Source organism: Bacillus mojavensis, from assembly GCF_012648005.1.
GTDB classification, from domain to species: Bacteria; Bacillota; Bacilli; order Bacillales; family Bacillaceae; genus Bacillus; species Bacillus mojavensis.
Genome location: NZ_CP051464.1, coordinates 1,045,596 through 1,065,182, shown reverse-complemented (window position 1 = coordinate 1,065,182; position 19,587 = coordinate 1,045,596). Strand labels below are relative to the sequence as shown.

At 44.3% G+C, this 19,587-nt stretch carries 19 protein-coding genes; 12 read left to right on the top strand and 7 right to left on the bottom strand.

Annotation, left to right across the window (positions count from 1 at the left end):
• Nucleotides 1–33 precede the first annotated feature (33 nt).
• From HC660_RS05465 to khtU, 3 genes are all read left to right on the top strand, one after another.
• On the top strand, nucleotides 34–372 hold the full coding sequence (locus tag HC660_RS05465) for a hypothetical protein (protein ID WP_168747320.1): 339 nt from the start codon (nucleotides 34–36) through the stop codon (nucleotides 370–372).
• A gap of 61 nt (nucleotides 373–433) precedes the next feature.
• Entirely contained in the window at nucleotides 434–931 is a 498-nt protein-coding gene (khtT, locus tag HC660_RS05460; protein WP_010333581.1) for a K(+)/H(+) antiporter subunit KhtT, read from the top strand.
• A gap of 7 nt (nucleotides 932–938) precedes the next feature.
• Nucleotides 939–2,159, top strand: coding sequence for a K(+)/H(+) antiporter subunit KhtU (gene khtU / locus HC660_RS05455; RefSeq protein WP_010333580.1), 1,221 nt, complete (start codon nucleotides 939–941; stop codon nucleotides 2,157–2,159).
• Nucleotides 2,160–2,177: 18 nt separating this feature from the next.
• Here khtU and HC660_RS05450 read toward each other — a convergent pair whose 3' ends face one another.
• The gene (locus tag HC660_RS05450; RefSeq protein WP_168747319.1) at nucleotides 2,178–3,683 is read right to left on the bottom strand and encodes a coproporphyrinogen III oxidase; all 1,506 of its coding nucleotides are present in this window, start codon (nucleotides 3,681–3,683) and stop codon (nucleotides 2,178–2,180) included.
• Between the two features lie 111 nt (nucleotides 3,684–3,794).
• A complete protein-coding gene (locus tag HC660_RS05445) occupies nucleotides 3,795–4,661 on the bottom strand; it encodes a Cof-type HAD-IIB family hydrolase (protein WP_168747318.1) in 867 nt (288 codons plus the stop codon).
• A gap of 486 nt (nucleotides 4,662–5,147) precedes the next feature.
• Here HC660_RS05445 and HC660_RS05440 point away from each other — a divergent pair, with 486 nt between their 5' ends.
• Entirely contained in the window at nucleotides 5,148–6,221 is a 1,074-nt protein-coding gene (locus HC660_RS05440) for a DNA alkylation repair protein (RefSeq protein WP_168747317.1), read from the top strand.
• 44 nt (nucleotides 6,222–6,265) lie between these two features.
• Here the strand turns inward: HC660_RS05440 and HC660_RS05435 are convergent, their stop codons facing one another.
• Nucleotides 6,266–6,619 carry a YlbF/YmcA family competence regulator gene (locus tag HC660_RS05435; RefSeq protein ID WP_010333576.1) on the bottom strand — a complete coding sequence of 118 codons (354 nt, stop codon included), beginning with the start codon at nucleotides 6,617–6,619 and terminating at the stop codon, nucleotides 6,266–6,268.
• 92 nt (nucleotides 6,620–6,711) lie between these two features.
• On the bottom strand, nucleotides 6,712–7,845 hold the full coding sequence (locus tag HC660_RS05430; protein WP_168747316.1) for a DUF445 domain-containing protein: 1,134 nt from the start codon (nucleotides 7,843–7,845) through the stop codon (nucleotides 6,712–6,714).
• A 262-nt stretch (nucleotides 7,846–8,107) separates the two neighbouring features.
• Between HC660_RS05430 and HC660_RS05425 the strand changes: the two genes are divergently transcribed.
• The 6 genes from HC660_RS05425 to HC660_RS05400 all read left to right on the top strand — a co-directional run bounded on the left by HC660_RS05425 (nucleotide 8,108) and on the right by HC660_RS05400 (nucleotide 12,225).
• Nucleotides 8,108–9,199 (top strand): YheC/YheD family endospore coat-associated protein, encoded by a 1,092-nt coding sequence (locus tag HC660_RS05425; RefSeq protein ID WP_168747315.1) that lies wholly within the window; start codon nucleotides 8,108–8,110, stop codon nucleotides 9,197–9,199.
• Nucleotides 9,189–10,550, top strand: coding sequence for a YheC/YheD family endospore coat-associated protein (locus HC660_RS05420; RefSeq protein WP_168747314.1), 1,362 nt, complete (start codon nucleotides 9,189–9,191; stop codon nucleotides 10,548–10,550). The genes HC660_RS05425 and HC660_RS05420 overlap by 11 nt, the downstream gene beginning before the upstream one ends.
• Before the next feature lie 160 nt (nucleotides 10,551–10,710).
• Entirely contained in the window at nucleotides 10,711–10,920 is a 210-nt protein-coding gene (locus tag HC660_RS05415) for a YheE family protein (RefSeq protein ID WP_010333572.1), read from the top strand.
• Nucleotides 10,921–11,131: 211 nt separating this feature from the next.
• Nucleotides 11,132–11,335 carry a beta type acid-soluble spore protein SspB gene (gene sspB / locus HC660_RS05410; RefSeq protein WP_010333571.1) on the top strand — a complete coding sequence of 68 codons (204 nt, stop codon included), beginning with the start codon at nucleotides 11,132–11,134 and terminating at the stop codon, nucleotides 11,333–11,335.
• A gap of 106 nt (nucleotides 11,336–11,441) precedes the next feature.
• Complete coding sequence (locus HC660_RS05405) at nucleotides 11,442–11,567, top strand: hypothetical protein (protein WP_081720765.1); 126 nt, start codon at nucleotides 11,442–11,444, stop codon at nucleotides 11,565–11,567.
• A gap of 37 nt (nucleotides 11,568–11,604) precedes the next feature.
• Nucleotides 11,605–12,225 (top strand): NAD(P)-dependent oxidoreductase, encoded by a 621-nt coding sequence (locus HC660_RS05400; RefSeq protein ID WP_168747313.1) that lies wholly within the window; start codon nucleotides 11,605–11,607, stop codon nucleotides 12,223–12,225.
• Nucleotides 12,226–12,270: 45 nt separating this feature from the next.
• On the opposite strand, the gene bmrD is transcribed toward HC660_RS05400, so the two are convergent.
• Nucleotides 12,271–14,292, bottom strand: coding sequence for a multidrug resistance ABC transporter ATP-binding protein/permease BmrD (bmrD, locus tag HC660_RS05395; protein ID WP_168747312.1), 2,022 nt, complete (start codon nucleotides 14,290–14,292; stop codon nucleotides 12,271–12,273).
• Entirely contained in the window at nucleotides 14,289–16,046 is a 1,758-nt protein-coding gene (bmrC, locus tag HC660_RS05390; protein WP_168747311.1) for a multidrug ABC transporter ATP-binding protein BmrC, read from the bottom strand. The genes bmrD and bmrC overlap by 4 nt, the downstream gene beginning before the upstream one ends.
• Nucleotides 16,047–16,492: 446 nt before the next feature.
• Between bmrC and HC660_RS05385 the strand changes: the two genes are divergently transcribed.
• Nucleotides 16,493–16,993: a universal stress protein gene (locus HC660_RS05385; RefSeq protein ID WP_010333566.1), complete on the top strand. Its 501-nt coding sequence runs from the start codon at nucleotides 16,493–16,495 to the stop codon at nucleotides 16,991–16,993.
• A 125-nt stretch (nucleotides 16,994–17,118) separates the two neighbouring features.
• Entirely contained in the window at nucleotides 17,119–18,480 is a 1,362-nt protein-coding gene (gene nhaC, locus HC660_RS05380) for a Na+/H+ antiporter NhaC (RefSeq protein ID WP_168747310.1), read from the top strand.
• Between the two features lie 37 nt (nucleotides 18,481–18,517).
• On the opposite strand, the gene dat is transcribed toward nhaC, so the two are convergent.
• Nucleotides 18,518–19,369, bottom strand: a complete 852-nt coding sequence (gene dat / locus HC660_RS05375) for a D-amino-acid transaminase (protein WP_168747309.1) — start codon at nucleotides 19,367–19,369, stop codon at nucleotides 18,518–18,520.
• Nucleotides 19,370–19,587: the final 218 nt, after the last annotated feature.

The following is a 19,587-nucleotide window of genomic DNA, read 5'->3' as shown; positions in this document are numbered from 1 at the left end:
AAGTTTTATATAGTGAAATGGAAGGGATATCGAATGAGAAAGGGGGAAGGTAACATGGATAAATTGCTGATCAGCTTTCTATTAAGCTTATTTATGGTGTACTTTCCCCCTTCTGACGTGGTCCTGCCCTCCCAGTTTGATGCAAGCACTGACAGCTATGTGCCAATGTCCTCATATCCAAAAGAATCACAATCAGCCAAAACGCCGTCACCGGGCAGTCTGCATCTGGCGGAGTTTTTGAAAGAGTACAATCCATTGGCGCAGTCTATCAGAACGTTATCTGCCAAACCGCTTGATGATCCTCACATCAACAGGCTGGAAAGGGTTTGTGCCATCCCGATCAAATACCAGTCTAATTACCTCCGAATATGAATGGATACCGTTTTGTTTGTACCCTGTCATTATGCCAATACTACATTCGGAGGGATTCTCATTGAATATAAAAGAAAACGACCTGCCGGGAATCGGCAAAAAATTTGAAATTGAAACAAGAAACCGCGAAAAAATGACGATTATTATTCATGATGACGGAAGAAGAGAAATCTATCGGTTTGATGACCGGGATCCGGATGAGCTTCTTTCCAATATTTCATTGGATGATTCCGAAGCAAGGCAAATTGCCGCGATTTTAGGCGGCATGGTCTATAAGCCACAGGCGCTGGAGTCCATTGAGATGGCGTTTAGCGACCTCATTATTGAGTGGTTTAAGGTGGAAAAAGGCGCGAAGTCAATCGGGCGCACCCTCGGCGAACTTGATGTCCGTCAAAACTATGATGTCACTGTCATCGCCATCATTAAACACAACCAGCAAAAGTTTTTAAATCCGGGTGCTGACTCTGTGATTGAAGAAGATGATACACTTGTCCTCTCAGGTGAAAGAAAGCATCTGAAAAAGCTGACTCATGATTTTCTTTCTAGAGAGGGCGTGTGATCTGCGGATGGATCATCTTGTGTTTGAAGTCGGAACCGCGCTTGTGCTTGTGGCGATTGCCAGTGTCATCGCAAATAAAATTAAGTTTTCAATTATCCCGTTTCTCATTATTTTAGGGATGCTGCTAGGCCCTCATGCCCCTAAAGTCGGGATTATTGACCTCACGTTTATAGAGAGCAGTGAAATCATTGAGTTTTTCGGGCGGATGGGCGTGCTTTTCCTCCTTTTCTATCTCGGACTTGAATTCTCTGTCGGAAAGCTGATCAAGTCTGGAAAATCCATCGCAATTGGCGGATCAATTTATATCTTGATTAACTTCAGCCTTGGACTGCTTTATGGCTTTATCACCGGGTTTTCTTTCCTGGAAGTCCTCGTGCTGGCAGGCGTCATCACCATTTCTTCGAGCGCGATCGTCGCAAAAGTGCTGGTCGATTTAAAAAGAACGGCCAACCCGGAAACCGAACTGATTCTCGGCATTATTATGTTTGAGGATATTTTCCTTGCCGTGTATTTGTCTGTTGTTTCCGGCCTTGTGCTTGGAGACGCGACATCAGTCGGGAGTGCGCTTTTGTCCATTCTGATCGCATTTGGCTATATGCTGCTGTTTTTTATCGCAGCCAGAAAGCTCCCGCCGCTTTTGAATAAGCTGTTGGACATTCGCTCGAATGAAGTGTTTATTATCGTCATTTTTGCAGCGCTCTTTTTCATCGCCGGGTTTTCAGAGACAATTCATGTGGCAGAAGCCATCGGCGCGCTGCTGCTCGGTTTGGTCTTTTCAGAAACAGAGCATTCCGATCGGATTGAGCACCTTGTCGTTCCGTTTCGCGACTTTTTCGGCGCGATGTTCTTCTTCAGCTTCGGCCTCAGCATAGACCCTTTTTCACTTGGTGAAGCGGTTTGGCTGGCATTGGGAGCTGTGATCCTGACCATATTCGGAAACTTTATCGCCGGAATGGTGGCGGGACGCCGCGCAGGGCTTTCTCATAAAGCCTCATCCAATATCGGTCTTACGATCGTATCACGGGGAGAGTTTTCGATTATCGTCGCCAATCTCGGCATAGCCGGCGGCCTGTCAGCCACATTAAAGCCATTCGCCGCACTATATGTCCTTATTCTGGCGATTTTGGGGCCATTATTAACAAAAGAATCAAAATGGATTTACCGCCAGCTGAACAAGGTGTTTAAATGGAAGCCGGACGTTCAGCCTGTGAAAAAACAGCGGGGATAAAAAAAAGCAGCACTGTGATCAGTGCTGCTTTGTCGTTCTCTCAAAAATCTGCTCTAAATATTTGATCTTTTCGTCCGTGTAGTGCTCAAATCGGTCATTGTATGATTTCGGGTCTTTCGGATTGGCAAAGTGTGTGATTTTCCCTGTATCCAGATCAATAAATTTACTTGCCGCACCGCAGCCGATGCCGATAATCGTCTGCACTTCTTCCATAATCATAATGTTGTAGATGCTTTCCTGGCCCGGAATCGAATACCCGACGTTTTCCAGATTTCCAAGAATATTTTTCTGGCGGTATAAATAATAAGGCACGTATCCATGCTCTTTCGTCCAAGCTACCGCATCATCCATCATTTGAGAAACCTCTTCTCTCCCGGCAACTTTGTATTTATGTTTATTTCTTGTCATTTCTGACGCCCGCTTAAAGGAAAGGGTGTGAACAGTCAGCGATTCCGGCATCAGTTTCCCGGTTTCTGAAAGGCTGTGTCTGAACTCCTTCACGCCTTCTCCAGGCAATCCGATAATTAAATCCATATTGATATTATTCATGCCGTGCCGGCGTGACAGATGATATTTTTCAATGGTCTCTTCCACCGTATGATGACGGCCGATCGCCTTGAGCGTTTCGTTTTCATAGGATTGCGGGTTAATGCTGATCCGGTCAATATCATATTTGTTCAACACGGCAAGTTTTTCTTCAGTAATCGTGTCGGGGCGGCCGGCTTCCACAGTAATTTCACGAATATTTTTCACATCCGGGAAGGAGCGGACCATTTCTTCATACAGAAGATCCATCTCTTCCGCTGTAATGCTGGTAGGCGTCCCGCCGCCAAAATAAATGGTTGTGACCTTGACGTCATGCTCCTTCAGCCATTCGCCGATTTTCTGCATTTCGTAATGCAGCCCCCACAAAAATGAGCCGACTCTGCCTGCTTGTCCTTGGATGGCGTATGCAGGGAAGGTGCAATACGCACATTTGGTCGGGCAGAAAGGAATACCGATATAAATACTGACTTCTTCTTTTACTTGATACAAATCAGGCACCGCCGCCAGCTGCCGGTCGACAATTTGCTGCATCAATTCGATTTTCTCATCATGAATTAAATAGTCTTTTTTCAATTCTGCATGCGCCTGTTCCTTCGGCATCCCGCTTTGAAGCTTTTTATGAAGCAGCTTCGTCGGGCGGATTCCCGTGAGGATTCCCCACTTTTGCGTCATGCCCGTATGCGCTTGAAGAAGATTTAAGTAAACATAAGAAATTGTGTTTTTAACTTGTTTGAAAGCTTCTTTTTCATTCATATCAGGAGAAAAAGATTTCGTATGGTGTTCCTTAATTCCGGTTCCTTTCACTTCTCCTGAAACCGTCACATGCTCATCCGTTTGCGTGCACGCTAAAGAGATGACAAGATCCGCCGGCTCCTCTCCGCCGTAGACAAGATCGCATTCCTCATAAAACAAATTTGCGATATTTTGCAGTGGCCGATGAAGGCGGTCATCGTGTATGCCTTCTATTTTCATTTGCAACTTCATCACCTAATTTATCAGATTCAAAACTTTCTTAAGTGTACAGAAATAAATAGCTAAAATCAATCCGGCAAAAAAGCCGCCGCACCTGTCTGGGCGCGAGCGGCTTTTTTATACGCGTTTCATGTGGAACTTATCGAGGAACCCTTTTCGCTGCTGCATACGGAAATATTCTTTCATCATATATGCGACGCCTTGCTCGTCATTTGACCTCGTGACCCAATCGGCCTTTCTCTTTATTTCCGGTGCAGCGTTCCCCATTGCTACCCCAAGGCCGGCAAGCTCAATCATCGGAAGATCGTCTTGCTGATGGCCGATAGCGACTACATCCTCCATCGCCAGTCCCAGTTCCGAAGCGACAAGTGCAAGGCCCGCTTCCTTCGAAACTCCCTTTGGAACAATGTTCATTTTCTCATCGTTTACGCGAATCACGTCAACCGCCGGGAAGGCTTTTGTGATCGTTTCGGTAATGTCTTGCTGAATATCGTGTTCTGTATACACTTCGATGACGGGCGCACTAACCGGTTCATCCATCAGAAGATCGCTTAACGATTCAACAAACTGAACCGGGTAAAAGATGGGATCTGACGGGTGGATCAGCGCTTTTCCAAGCAAATTTGAATTGACCTTTTTCTTGTTTCCAATCGAATATTTCTCGTGAAGAAGCCTGATGTTACATTGATAGCTCTCTAGCACTTGAACAATATTAAAAGTATGGTCGTCAGAAATTCTTTTTTCAAAAAAAGGCGCTTCTATTTTCTCAGCGATATAGGCGCCGCTGTGGGTGATCAGCTTTGCATCAAGCTTCAGCGATTTTGCTATTTTCTGAGCTGAGCGAAAATGGCGGTTGGTGACAAGTGTGACGTAAATCCCTTTTTTCTTAACATATTCAATCGCATCTTTCGTCGCCTGATGAATTTTCCCGTTCGATCGAAGCAGCGCTCCATCTATGTTTAAGGCAAGCAATTGTTTTGACACAGAGATGTCCCCCTCCTTGATGACTGTACTTATGTATAGGATATGACCCTGTCTCTGTGTTTAGAACAACCTTTTCTGCACAGCAAAAAAAGCCTGACTCAGCAGGCTTTATTTATGCAAACATGATAGGATACGATCGAAGCAGCCATTCTCCCTAATATCGTTATTTCGATTTACGAAAAATCATGTATTAGGAACCCCTTATTTGACCAATGATGCGCTCCGAACACTTACTCTCTGTTGCTTATCCCCTCTATATAACGGCATGATATGCGACCGTATCCATTTGAAATAGGTAAGTGTAGGCGCTTTCAATGTTATTATCGCAGTTTTCTCTGCAGAAGACAAGGGTTTTTTTAACTAAAAAAAGTAACCAATATCTGTGTAACTAAGGTAGCGCAGAATGTTAATTATTGGATATCATCACTTGAACAAGAACATACATTCGCATATAATAGAAACAATCAACTGAAAAGCGGTGGTCCGATGACTGGTTTAAAAGAAATTTATAATCAAGAACTGATCTCTCAATTAATAGATACTGTAAAAGAAACCTATCCAGCGTTCAACAAAGACAGATTCGAGGAACTCTCAATGCAGGAAGAATGGCCTGCGCTCGCTTTAAAAGAACGCATGCGCCGCATTACCGTTGCTTTATACGAAACACTGCCGAAACATTACGGTGAAGCGCTTGCAGTATTATGGGATGCAGCTCCTCATTTTAAGGGACTCAGCGGAATCATTTTTCCTGACTATGTGGAACAGTACGGATTAGAGCATTGGGATGATTCAATGAAGGCATTAGAATACTTTACGCATTATTCTACTTCAGAATTTGCTGTGAGGCCTTTTTTGCTTTTAGATCAGGAAAAAATGATTGCGCAATTGCTGATATGGTCTAAGCATGAAAATGAGCACGTGAGAAGACTTGCGAGTGAAGGAAGCAGGCCCCGCCTTCCATGGGGAAAATCGATACCCGCTTTAAAATCGGACCCCTCCCCCGTGCTGCCGATCCTTGAGCAGCTGATGCAGGACGAGTCTTTGTATGTGAGAAAAAGTGTGGCCAACAACCTTAATGATATATCAAAAACACATCCTCACTTGCTGAAAAAAGTCGCTGAACAATGGTATGGAACACATCCTCATACAGACTGGATCATCAAACACGCTTACCGGACCTTGTTAAAAAAGGGCGATAAACAGGCTTTATCACTTTTTGGCTATCATGATGCTGATTCGATTCAACTGCAGGATTTAACGTGCGAGCCCAGCCGTATTTCTATTGGTGAAACCCTCAAGTTTACTTTTCACATTCATTCAAACAGGGATCAAAAAGTAAGAATTGAGTACGCCATTGATTACGTAAAAGCCAGAGGGATGCGTCATCGAAAGGTATTTAAAATAACAGAAACGAATATAGGAAAAAACGAAACAAAATCATATACCAAAACGCAATCATTTAAGGATTTATCTACAAGAAAACATTACAAAGGAATTCACACATTATCAGTGATCATTAATGGAGAGGTCAAAAAGTCGCTGGATTTTCAAATTTGCTGAACGAATAAAAAAATCCCTTCTTATCCAGAAGGGATTTTGATAGATTAGCCTTCGACACTGCCGTAAAGCTCTTCTAAAGGCTTCATAATGATTTTGTTTAATTCGCCGATCAGCATACTCATACGCTGCTCCGCTTCCATCAGCTGAGAGATTTTTTCGTGCTGCTGCACAAGCGCAACAGTTTTTTGAGCCTGCTGCACTTCGTCTTCTGTAATTTCTTCTCCAGCCATTTGTTTTTGCTGAAGTCTCAGCTGCACATCACGGAAGTTTTCGAACATCCGTTTCGCAGACTCGTCTGCGTTTACTTCATCATACAGGTTTTTTAAACGGGTAAACTCTTCGCTCCCGCGCAATGCATTTTCCAGATCATACGCTACATCATAAAAATTAACAGCCATTGTACATAGCTCCTTTCATCATTGCCAATTGACATACCCCTCCACTATAACAGACTATGGAGCTCCTTTCATTAATCGAAACCCGTTTCTTCTTAAAAAAGGATGACAAACAAAGCTTGAATCGCACCTATGATTCCGCCGAGAAGGCCGCCCAAATAGGTTATCATTTTAAATTCTTTTTTCGAAATCGACAGCACCATTTCTTCAAGACGCTGTACCGGGAACTGATCCACCTGCTCCTTTACAATTTCCTCAAGGCGCATTCGTTTTAATACACTTTCGAGATTGGTTGAAATCCCCTCAAGCAATTTGTCTAAAAGCGCCGGCAGGACACGATGGTTCAGATCATCTTCATAGCGGGCAGTAAGCGAGCCAATCGTATTTTCAAAAAACGGAGCAGTTGAAAATGCTTGCAGCACTCTTCGCTTCAGGCTAAAGATTAATACTTTTGCGTTCCATTTTTCGTCCGCTTCATTAAATGTATACTCCTTCAGCTTGCCCCATTCGTTTTTCAGAAGATCAGAAAGCAGCTTATTCGTTTCCTCATTCCGCAAAAACTTCAGAAGCTCCGGCAGCACGCGATCAGCAAGGCTTGAATTGCCGAGAAACATTTGCACCATACTTCCAAGCATACCGCGTTCTTTTAAGAAGTCATCAATCATATTGCCGAGACGGATTTTTCCCTCTTCACTTTCAAAATAACGAATGCTTCGCGATAAAATATAGCCTGAAATCATCGGTATCTTCTCTTCAAGCTTTTCCTGCACTTCCAATGGCAGTGCTTCTTTTAACGTTTGATGCTCATATCGGCGGAATAGTTCATTCAATTTATCATCCGTCCAGCGGCTGATCCAGGCGTCTGCCGCTTCACCCGGATGCTTTACTCCGATTTTTTCAAGCGCTGCTTTTACTGTCATTTCAGATAACGACAGGTTCTGAATCAGCTGTTCCCCGACTTGTAGCGCCTGCTTTTTGGCTGAATCTGAGACAAGCCGCTTTTTAATACCCTCAGGCGTTAATAAATGGTTTACCACCATCAGCCCCATTTGTTTCGCAAGCTCATCACGTCTTCTCGGAATCAATCCCGGAGTAAAAGGGACTCGTTTTCCAAACAAATAATATGCCTTATACGGCCTAAATAGCATTTGAATTGCTAAATGATTCGTCACCGCGCCGATAACTGCGCCGATCACGATCATAAATATAAAGGTTCCTGCAATACCCATTCCTGCTCATCTGCCTCCATCTGTGCTTTTACTTTTTCATAAATAGAATGACCTATTTGTATTATAGAGGTTGGTGTGATCACTTAGCAAACAAGGAGACAAAACACAGTGCCATAAAATCAGCTTGTTTAACAGGAATAGGGCAAGATGCTGAATCGTAATCTGTAAAGTAGACTACCGACAGCTGTGTTCCTGATGTTTTTTGAAGCGTTACGCTGCTGACACCCGCCGGCAGCTTTTTAATAAAAGGGGGAGTCTCACCATGATAACACTCGGTTTTATGTCCTTAACCCGCCAGCATGAGCAGGATTTTTCCGCAGAATTGGCCGTAAGAGCGCCCGAATTCGGCATACGTTTGATCCGCTTTACACCGTTTGACATTTTGCCCGACACCCTGCGTGTCAAAGCGCTCGTTTATCACCCAGCGAGCAACAATTGGAACGAAACAGAACTTGCGATTCCCGATTATATTTATGACCGCTGTTTTTATGGGAAGGATTCACAATCCCAAAAAGCAAAGCCGATCGTTGAATGGCTCAAAAAATATCCGAAAACCGAATTTATCGGGCGGGGTCTTCCTGATAAATGGACGGTGCTTCAAGATTTGCAGGAGCATTCTGTGATCAATCCTTACATTCCAGAAACCATGAAGGTGAGCCGATTTGAACAAATCCATTCGTATTTATTGAAAGAAAAAGCCTGTATTTTAAAGCCGGCGTTCGGTGCTGGCGGCAGAGGCGTTATACTTCTGGAGCTCGGCAAAAAAAACATAACCGCCACCTACCATATCGGAAAGGATAAACAGACAAAATCCTTTTCTAACCAAGCTTCTTTTAAAACCTGGTGCAAAAAAGTTCTGCAGCACCAATATTTGATACAGCCTTATTTAAATATCCAAGATAAGGAGCAATATCCGTGTGATATCCGGCTGTTTATGCAAAAAAATGAGGACGGTGAATGGCATACCGTTGGAAAGGCAGTGAGACGCGGATACAAAAATGGGCTGCTGGCCAATTTATCAGGCGGATCGGATACGCTTACATTTGATACATGGTTTGAAAATATTCCGAAAAAACAGCAGGTAGTTCTATTGGATGACGTATTCTCGATTACCCAATCGGTTCCTTATTATCTGGATGAGCGATACGGGCCGTTATTTGAACTTGGTCTGGATATATGCCTTGCGAAGGACGGGAGAATCTGGATCCTGGATATCAATTCTAAACCAGGCAGAAAATCAATACTTCATGTTTCCCCTGAGAAAAAAGAACATCTATTTACTTGTCCTCTTAAGCGGTGCAAATATCTATTTTCGCTGCAAAACCAGAAAGGAGTCCTTCCGCGTGAATCGTAAACGGTTTTTGATCGGCATAGACAAAAACAGTGAAAATACTCTGTTTCTGCCCTCCGCAATGAAGCAAGACGGCCTTTTGTCTGCCTCATTTGGAACGAAGGTTGTCAGATGCCATGTTACTTTCAGACGAAATCTCGAACAGACAGTGCTCCTCTCTGAAAATCTGTTTCACGAACTGTTGATACCGCACCGCAGCCGGGCTGATATTCTCATTCATGATCATTCGGTGCACATTGGTCCGTTAATCGGCATCTTCACCGCGGGGTTTACCGCCTCACTTGAGCGCCCTTTTAAGGATCGATCTCTCTTTTTTTCTAAACTGCTCACTTTGCATGAACAAACAGGAAGCTATTGCTTCGTGTTTGGCGCGCACCAAATCAATTGGCAGGAAGGAACGATTGAAGCGCTTCTATACAGGGAAAACGGCTGGGAGAAACACATTGTCCCGCTGCCGAACGTCGTGTATGACCGTTTGCCAAACAGAAAAATCGAGAATTCAATTGTCTTGCAGAATACAAAAAACCGGCTGATCAATGAATATCAAATTCCATGGTTCAACAAAACATTTTTCAACAAATGGGATGTTCATCAATTGCTGGAAAAAGACCCAAGAACGGCTCCTTTTTTACCAAAATCAATCCTTCATCCCACTGTTGAGCAGATTGAAGAGCTGAGTGATTCATTCGGCAAGGTTTATATAAAACCGGCGGACGGAGCACTCGGCACCGGGATTTATCAGCTCGCCAAAACGGAATCCGGTTTGACTGTGAAACATACAAATGATGCTAAATCTTTTTCTTCAATCGACTATCCCGATGCTTCCGCATTTTTGGATGAATTTCAAAAACAGCATGATCCCGCTGTCTTTCTCGTTCAGCAAGGGGTACATTTAATTGAATTTGAGGGAAAACCAGCCGATTTCCGCGTTCATACAAATAAAAACGGGAAAGGGAAATGGACTGTGACTGCCATCGCAGTAAAAATTTCAGGAGAAAACAGCATTACAACACACCTATCCAATGGCGGGGTAGTGAAAACACTGGCCGAAGTATATGATGATCCGACGGAACGAATACATGTCATTAAAAAGCTTTCTGCGGCGGCGCTGACCGCCAGCCAAGTGCTTCATGACCATATCGATGGGTTCGTTGGCGAGATCGGTTTTGATTTTGGCATTGATCAAAACGGTAAGGTATGGATGTTTGAAGCGAATTCACGTCCGGGCCGCAGTATTTTTTCTCATCCGAATCTGCAGTCTGTCGATTCTTTGACAAAACGAAGAAGCTTTGAATATGCGTCATATCTTTCGAAGATGGCGATTACCTCCCATGAATCGCTGTGGCCATCCTAATTTGCCCGCTTTATGTAAAAGCGGGCTTGAAGTTTATTCATCGCTGGGACAAGTCACATCATAAAGTCCCTTCAATGATGTTTTGCAACAATGATACAATGAATATAATTCGTCCGTATCCATGTCAATTGATATCAACTTCAAGGAGCGTGGTCCCCTGATGATTTCTCATTTCAGCTGGAAACCTTTATTTCAAAAAGAAAAACTGCCCGGATGGACCATTTCGTTTTACTATAAAGGCACGCATTATGAAGGCATCTATCATAAAAACGGCGAGATTGAATGGGGAGGTTTGTATCCCGCCCGTGCTGATGAGCCTGCACTCAAAAACGAGGTACATGAATTGATGCTTTTTCATATTTACGATTAGCTTAGCCTGAACGGCTAAGCTTTTTTTATGTTTCTCAAGATTTACCACTAAAATGCCCGCATGAGTTTCAGTCAAATCTAACATAATACGTAGTAACAAGCCGGCAAAGCATTGGGTTACGCCGAGACGGCAGTGACACCCGAGTCGGGTCCACAGACTGGTGCAACTCCAGTTAACCCAACCATATCAAATAAAAAAGGAGATTTTACACATGGCTAACCAAAACTCTTCAAATCAATTGCTAGTACCTGGCGCAGCTCAGGCTATCGACCAAATGAAACTTGAGATCGCTTCTGAATTCGGCGTTAACCTTGGAGCGGATACGACTTCCCGCGCTAACGGTTCTGTCGGAGGAGAAATCACAAAACGTTTAGTATCTTTCGCTCAGCAGAACATGGGCGGCCGCGTACAATAACAATTCAATAAATGGCTGACAGAAGGCGCGGTTTCCGCGCCTTCTTTATATTTGTCACCCTTTTTTCCTGCTCCACATATCCTAGAAAAAAAGGGAGGGAATCAGGGTGCCATTCATCGCGATTGTGAATTGGGAGCTGGTGCAGTTCGTAAGTATATCCATGATTAACGAATATGTTTCCCATCGTTCTGCATTCTTGTACAGGTATTCTTTCCCACGCTGTTCAAACTGAGTACATCCTTTTATAATGGGGGCGAGGAGGTTTTTTCATGAAAATTGCTTTATTTGGGGCAAGCGGCCGGGTAGGACAAGCCTTTTTAAAATTGGCAGGCAACGATGAACAACTTGATATTTACGCCTTGCTCAGGTCACCAAATAATAAAATTGGCCTGCCGAAAGAACGGATCGTTATCGGGAATGCTCGCTGCCGGGAACATGTGAAAGAAATCATGAAAGATGCTCAGATCGTCATCAGCTGTCTTGGTACAGATGGCGATGATACGCTGTCAGCTGCCATGACACATATTCTTGCCATTATGCAGGAACAGCATATCCAACGGGTCATAACGATTGGCACCGCGGGCATTCTTAATTCACGGATTGAACCAGGAAAATATCGATTTGAAACAAATGAATCAAAACGAAAACTGACCCGTGCTGCCAAGGAGCATGCAAAGGTATATGAAATGCTCAGAGCTTCGTCCTTAGACTGGACCATTATTTGCCCCACATATCTTCCCGACGGAGAAGAAACGGGTGAATACCGTGCAGAACGCAACGTCTTGCCGGTAGAAGGCAAAATGATCACTGTCGGTGACACTGCTGCTTTTCTGTATCACGAGCTTCTTACAGGAAACTATATCGGCTGCCGGGCAGGACTGGCTTATTAATGCGTACAAAAACCCAAAACATTGGATGTCTTGGGTTTTTGAAAGCTATGCAATGGAATGCTTCTGCCCTTTTTGCAGCTTATACATTTGATAATATTGCCCTTTTAATGCCATTAGTTCCTCATGATTCCCTTTCTCAACAATTTCGCCTTTTTCAAGCACTAAAATTTGATCCGCGTTTCTGATGGTTGAAAGCCGATGGGCAATGACAAATGTCGTGCGCCCTTGTTTCACTACATCCAGCGCCTTCTGGATCAGAGCCTCTGTCTCAGTATCAATATGCGCTGTTGCTTCATCCAAAATCAAAATGGCGGGATCGTACGCCAGAGCTCTTGCAAAGGAAATAAGCTGCCGCTCTCCCGATGATAGCGTGCTGCCTTTTTCAATGACAGGTTCGCTGATGCCTTTCGGAAGCTTTTCAAGAAGCGACTCAGCCCCGACTTGCCGCAGTGCTTCTATGATGTCTTCTTCTGAAATTCTTTCATCCTCCAGACTAACGTTAGAACCAATTGTTCCTGAAAATAAATAAGGGTCCTGAAGCACAATTCCCATATGGGATCTAAGTTCCTGCCTTGACATGCTGTAAATGCTTCTCCCATCGATGAGCACATCCCCTTTTTGCGCATCATAAAAGCGGAAGAGGATATTCAAAATCGAGCTCTTGCCTGATCCGGTATGGCCGACAAGCGCTACAGTTTCGCCTTGTTGTGCTGTAAAGGAGATGTGTTTCAAAACATTTTCTCCTTCTTGGTAAGCAAATGATACGTCTCGAAATTCAACCCGCCCCAGCGCGCGCTCCTTCGCCGGTTCACCCGCTTCTTCCGTTTCCTTTTCTTCAAGCAGTTCAAAAACACGCCCGGCGGACACCCGCGCCAGTTCCAGTTTAGAAAACTGATTGACAATACCTGTAATCGGCTGGAATAAGCGGTTTAAGTAATCCACAAACGCGTACAGCACACCGATGGAAACAATTCCTGCCGGGTTTAGGCTTGCGCCGCCAAAATGCCAGATCAGACAAACAAACGCAAGATTGCGGATCACATTCACAAGGTTGTGTGACATTAAGGAGTTTAAATTCAGCATCCTGTTCTGATAGTAATAATGGGATTCATTTAATTCCTCAAACTCTCTCATTGTTTCTTTTTGATGGCGAAAAGCTTGAATGATCGGCATCCCTTGAATGGACTCATTCATTTTTGCATTAATGTCACTATTGATCGAACGGATTTGATGATTATAATAGGAAGCGTATTTCCGGTAGATAATCGACCACAGCCAGATGATCGGCACAATCGCCAAGCATAAAAACGCGAGCTTTACATCCAGCAGGAACAACGCCGTAAATATCCCGATCATATATATGCCGCTTGTCACAAACGTCGATAGCACTGTCACATATAAATCTCTGATTGCCTCGGTATCATTTGTAATTCTAGCGACTACTTTGCCCGCGGGAAGATTATCAAAATAACGGATCGGCAGTTTCTGAATGCGGGAAAACACATCCTGTCTCATCTTTTGAATAATGCGGTTGGCACTCATCTGCAATAAATAATGCTGCCCATATTGGAAAAATACCGAGAAGACAAGCAAACCTGCATACAGAAAAATGAGAAACGTCATCCCCTTCATTTCCGGCTTATAGAACTGAAAAATCTCCTGCTTTGTCAGCTGTTCAGCAGGATACGTCCGGGTTTCGTTCCCATTAGTGATCGTCAGCTTTCCGTCAGAAACCGTTCTGTTCCCGTCAAAGCTGACAGCCTGATCAACGAAATAAAACGCCATTCCCACTTGATAAATATGCACTTCTTTCTCTTTAGCAGCCGATCCCTGCATCCGGTCCTCCCTGACGTAGGAAGTGCCGTTAAATTCAACTGCATTTTTATCTTTTTCTGAGACCTCATACCATGTTTTTTCAATGCCGAGAATGTGGTCGTCAATCATTTTTTTGCCGATAAACGGTCCGGTCAGCTCTGCCCCGACTGCAATCGCAAGCAACAGGACGGCAGTGATGAGCAATTTTTTATATAGGAGTGCGTATCTCCATAAGGTTTTTCCTGTCTTCATGCCCCTGCTCCCCCTTCTTCCGCAGTGAACAGCTGCTGCCTTTCGTATTGTTCCCGATACCATCCGTTATTGGCCATCAGCTCTTGATGTGTGCCTCTCTCAGAAATCACGCCGCCGTCCATCACAAGGATGAGATCGGCATGCTCCACAGCGGATAAACGGTGCGTCAGAATAAATGTCGTTTTCTCTTTGCGGTTTTTCCTGATATTGCTGATAATGGCCGCCTCTGTTTTCGCATCTACAGCGGAAAGAGAATCATCCAGGATTAAAATCTCCGGATTCGCCATCAGCGCCCTCGCGATTGAAATTCTTTGTTTTTGCCCTCCAGAGAGTGCGACGCCTTTTTCACCCACCATTGTCTCCAGACCGGCCGGAAGCATTTGCAAGTCTTTTTCAAAATGAGCTTCTGAAACAGCCTTCTTTACCTCAGCATCACTTGCGTCAAGCTTTCCGTACAAGATGTTTTCTTTTACAGACCGGGAAAACAGTAAATGATCCTGTGGCACATATCCAATCCACCCGCGGAGCCGATCAAGAGGAATCTGCTCAATCGGCACACCTGAACATGTGATGCTCCCTTCACCGGCTGGATACTGGCGCAAAAGCTGCTTAATGATCGTCGTTTTCCCGCTCCCAGTTTTACCGGCAATCCCGACAGTCTGCCCTTTTCGCACGGTAAAAGAAATATCCTGAATATTTACATTTGTTGAGCTTGGATATGTAAAGCTGACATGGCTGAATACGATGTCTCCAGGCTCTTTTAGATCAGACGGCCGCTTCGGATCTGTCACGTCCGGTTCATAAGAAAGGGTTTCATTTACCCGATCTAAGGACGCGTTGCCGCGCTGCATCACATTAATTAATTCACCGATCGCAAACATCGGCCAAATCATCATGCCCAAATAGACATTAAAGGAAACAAGCTCGCCCAGCGTCAGCTCATTGCGGAAAACAAGAAACGCTCCATACCCCAGCCCAATCAGATAGCTGGCGCCGACAAGCAGCTTAACAGTCGGCTCAAACAGAGAATCGATAAAGGCTACCTTCATATTCTTCCGGTACACGTCGGCCGTCATTTCATTAAAACGGCGTTCATCATTCGTTTCCTGCACATAAGCTCGAATCACTCTCACTCCCGAGACCGATTCGAGCACCCTGTCATTCAGCGCTCCGAATGAATGTTGTGCCTCTGTAAACCTTTCATGAATTTTACTACCGTATATGCTGATCGCAACAGCCATAATGGGTAGCGGTATAATGGCTGCAAGCGTCAGCTTCCAGCTGATCAAAAATCCCATCGTCAAAAAGATCGTCATCATAAACATCGTGGAGTCGACTAATGTCAAAATGCCAAACCCCGTCGTTAAACTGACAGCCTGGAGATCATTTGTCCCCCGCGCCATTAAATCTCCTGTTCTGTATTTTTCATAAAACGGCGGTGCCATTTTCAGCAAATGACCCATCAGCTTAGAGCGGAGAATTTTCTCCATCACATTCGCTCCGCCGAACAGCTGGTGCATCCAAAAATAAGACATGATATACACCACCGCCGTCAAACCTAAAAATACGCTGACATAAAACAGCAGCCCGCCTGAGGTAAACTCCCCCGATTTCATATCGTCGATGGCGTTCCCCAACAGTTTAGGCGGAAACATCTCAAGTACATTTACACATAATAAAAGCACAATCGCAATCGTATAGCGCAGCCAGTAGGCTTTAAAAAACCAGCCCAGCTTTTTCAATACTGAAAACATCCATCCCCATCTCCTTTATCTCGTCAGCCGCCTTCTATTTTTTCCTTGCAGCTCTTTTCGTTCAGTTTGTCATAACCAATCCTCGCCTCTGTATTTGTCTTCACATCCGATACACCTGTCTTTCTTAAGATTTTGTATATAAAAAAGGCATGAAGCGTCAGCTCCATGCCTTTTGTTATCGATTATGCTGTACAGAGCGCTTTTCGGCGCGCGGATTAACCCAAATCAAAAAAAACAGAATAAGGGTTTGCCGCGCCAATATGAAACTGTTCTGTAAGACATATCATTCCTTGGCATAGCAAACCCTCCATTCATTCTGATTTTTCACTCTTTTTTCCATAATATAAACAAAACCTTTTTTTGTCAATCATTACTACCGAGAAAAAGATTAAATAGATTTTATTTCGGGTATTGTATTGTACGACGTTTTTGAAAGGGTGAGAATGATGTTTCATGCTGACCGTATTATTGTTGCGTTTGACGGAAGTGAAAACAGTAAGAAAGCGCTTCAGACAGCCATTGATCTTGCGAAAACGGTAAATGCAGCCATTACAGTCGCCCATTCACATGATATGAAAGACAACCAGACCATCATCGACCCGCCGAGGCCCGCAGCAGGGGCAAGCTATATTGGCGGAGGCATGACAAGTGTTCCTGATCCGCTGATATCAGATGTTGCGCCACCGGAGCCAATGATTTATGAAGACCGTACGGAAGAAGTCATCGCCGAAGCCAGAATGATGCTGAATGATCAGCTGACAGAGGGAGATATCGATATATTAGAAGGTGACCCGGCTGAATCAATTATCGAGCATGCCAACCGGGTTTCAGCCGATCTGATTGTAACCGGAAGCAGAGACCAAAACAGACTGAAGAAGCTTTTGTTTGGAAGTGTAAGTGAAAAGCTTTCGGCGAAATCAGACATACCGGTTCTGATCGTAAAGTGAGCACGCCACGTGCTCGCTTTTTTAAATTCATAATTGTGAAAAAACACGGATTTTCGTTTTTTTCTGATATAATGCTTTCGTGCCCAAAAGCACAAAAGCATTAAAGAAAATGATGGGGTGTTGTTTTGGATTCTCAAAAAAAGCTGACGTTTCCGTTAGCCGTCGGTTTATTTATATTCATGTTAGGAGTCATTATCTCCTGCTTATTTTTTCTTCATACAGAACCGCATATCCCGCTGTTCCTATGCGTTGTCCTGCTTTCAGCAGCCGGTTTATGGTACGGTTTTTCCTGGAACAGCCTTGAAAAAGGAATTGTTAGCGGGATTAAAAACGGTGTACAGCCGATTATCGTTCTGGCGCTGATCGGTATCTTAATCGGCGCTTGGATGTACAGCGGCGCCATACCGTCCGTTACTGTTTATGCATTGTCCTTTATTGAACCGAGCCACCTTCTTTTGACTGCTTTGTTTTCCTGCATGATCATCAGCACACTTGTCGGCTCAAGCCTGACAACAGTAAGTACAATTGGCGTGGCACTGATCGGCGTGGCAAGCGCGGCAGGCGTTCCGCTCGAATGGACGGCAGGGGCAGTCATTTGCGGAGCCTGCTTTGGTGATAAAATGTCACCGATGTCTGATACAACAAATTTTGCTGCGGGTATAGGCGAAATATCGATCTTTGAACACATTCGCCACATGATGGGCACAACCATTCCCGCCTTGCTGATCACTGTTGTCCTTTTTTACTTTCTTAGTTTATCAGTCTCAGCGGACGCTGCTTCAACAGATGATATTGCACACGTTATTGCCGGAATAAAAGATGCGGCAAATGTCACACCGTGGGCGCTTCTTTCTCCGCTCTTAGTTGTTTTGCTGGCGATTAAGCGCGTGTCCGTTATTCCCGTTCTGACTGCCGGTATTATTTCCTCGGGAATTTTGACAGCCATTTTCGTTCCCGACAGCAGCATTCAGGCTTTTATGTCAGCCCTGCAAAATGGCACCATGTTCGAAACTGACAATGAGGCAGCCGCTAAAATCATCAACAGAGGCGGACTGCAATCCATGATGGGCTCAGTTTCTCTTATTATGATCGCTTTTGCACTCGGCGGTTTAATGGAGAAAATCGGCCTGATCTCCGCACTATTGGAGGGTGTGATGAAAGGAATCCGTTCAAAGGGCAGTCTCATTGCAGCAACTGTCTGCTCAAGTATCGGTGTCAATCTTGCAACAGGCGAACAGTACTTATCTATATTAATTCCAGGACAATCTTTTAAGTCTTTATATGACAAACAAAACATTCAGCGGAAGTTTTTATCAAGATCATTAGAGGACGGCGGAACCTTGATTAATCCATTGATCCCTTGGGGCGTCAGCGGGGCTTTTATGGCAACCGCGCTTGGTGTTCCCGTCATTGATTATATCCCATTTGCATTCTTCCTCTATATATCCCCGATGATCTCGATTCTAGTTGGATATGTAAAAAAATAAAAAGAGCGCCGCTTGCAAAGCGGGCTCTTTTTTATCATTAAAATGATACGCGGGCTGCCTGCTGAATGCATTCTTGAAAAGCCGCCTGCAGCTGTTTTGTCACCGGTCCGGGCACTCCGCTTCCGACTGATTTCCCATCAAGCGTCACAACCGAAATAATTTCTGCCGTCGTTGAAGAAATAAAGATTTCGTCCGCCTGTCTCAGCTCTTCCTCAGTAACGGGCTTTTCATCAAGCTCTATGCCGTTCTTTACGATGAGATCCAAAATATTCTTTCGTGTAATCCCATTGAGAATCATTCGGTTAGCCGGATGCGTCCGCACCGTACCGTTTAAAACGGCATAAACATTAGAAGATGTACCTTCTGTAACAATTCCGTCTCTTATTAAAATGCCTTCAAATGCTCCCGCTTCATAGGCTTTCTGTTTTGCCATCACATTATACAGTAAATTCAGACTTTTGATATCGCATCTCAGCCAGCGAAGATCCTCATCCGTGATGGCAGAAACGCCATATGCCTGCTCCTGTTCCGGCTTTTTAACAGAAAATGTATAGGCAGTCGTCTGCGGCTCAAGCCCAGCTTCATATTGGTGTTTTCGCGGAGCAACCCCTCTGGTGGTTTGAATGTAAACCGCTCCGTCGCTGACCGCATTTTCCTGCACAAGCTTTTGCAGGTCCCACTCTAAATCTTCTAAACTGAACGGCAGTGAAATTCCGATCTCAGCCGCGCTTCTGAATAAACGCTCCGCATGCTCGCGTAAGCCGAATAATATTCCTTTATACACCCTGATAACCTCGTAGATTCCGTCTCCAAACTGATAACCGCGATCTTCCACATCAATGGATGCCTCGTTCCGCTCCACCAGCTGGCCATTAACTAAAATCTTCATATAAGCCCTCCCTTTTTCGTATTTATCATGATGTCTAATCAAGCTGTCATTGTCACTCATTCTACCATATCAAACCAGCTGAAAAACAGAAAGATCAAGAGCTCGATAGCTGGGAAGGAGATTATTTTTTCCTTAAAATCCGACATTTCGACATTTTTTCTATGTTCTTTCCAGTTTTATTCCTGTATACTTGACTCGTAATACATAGGTTGTAAACA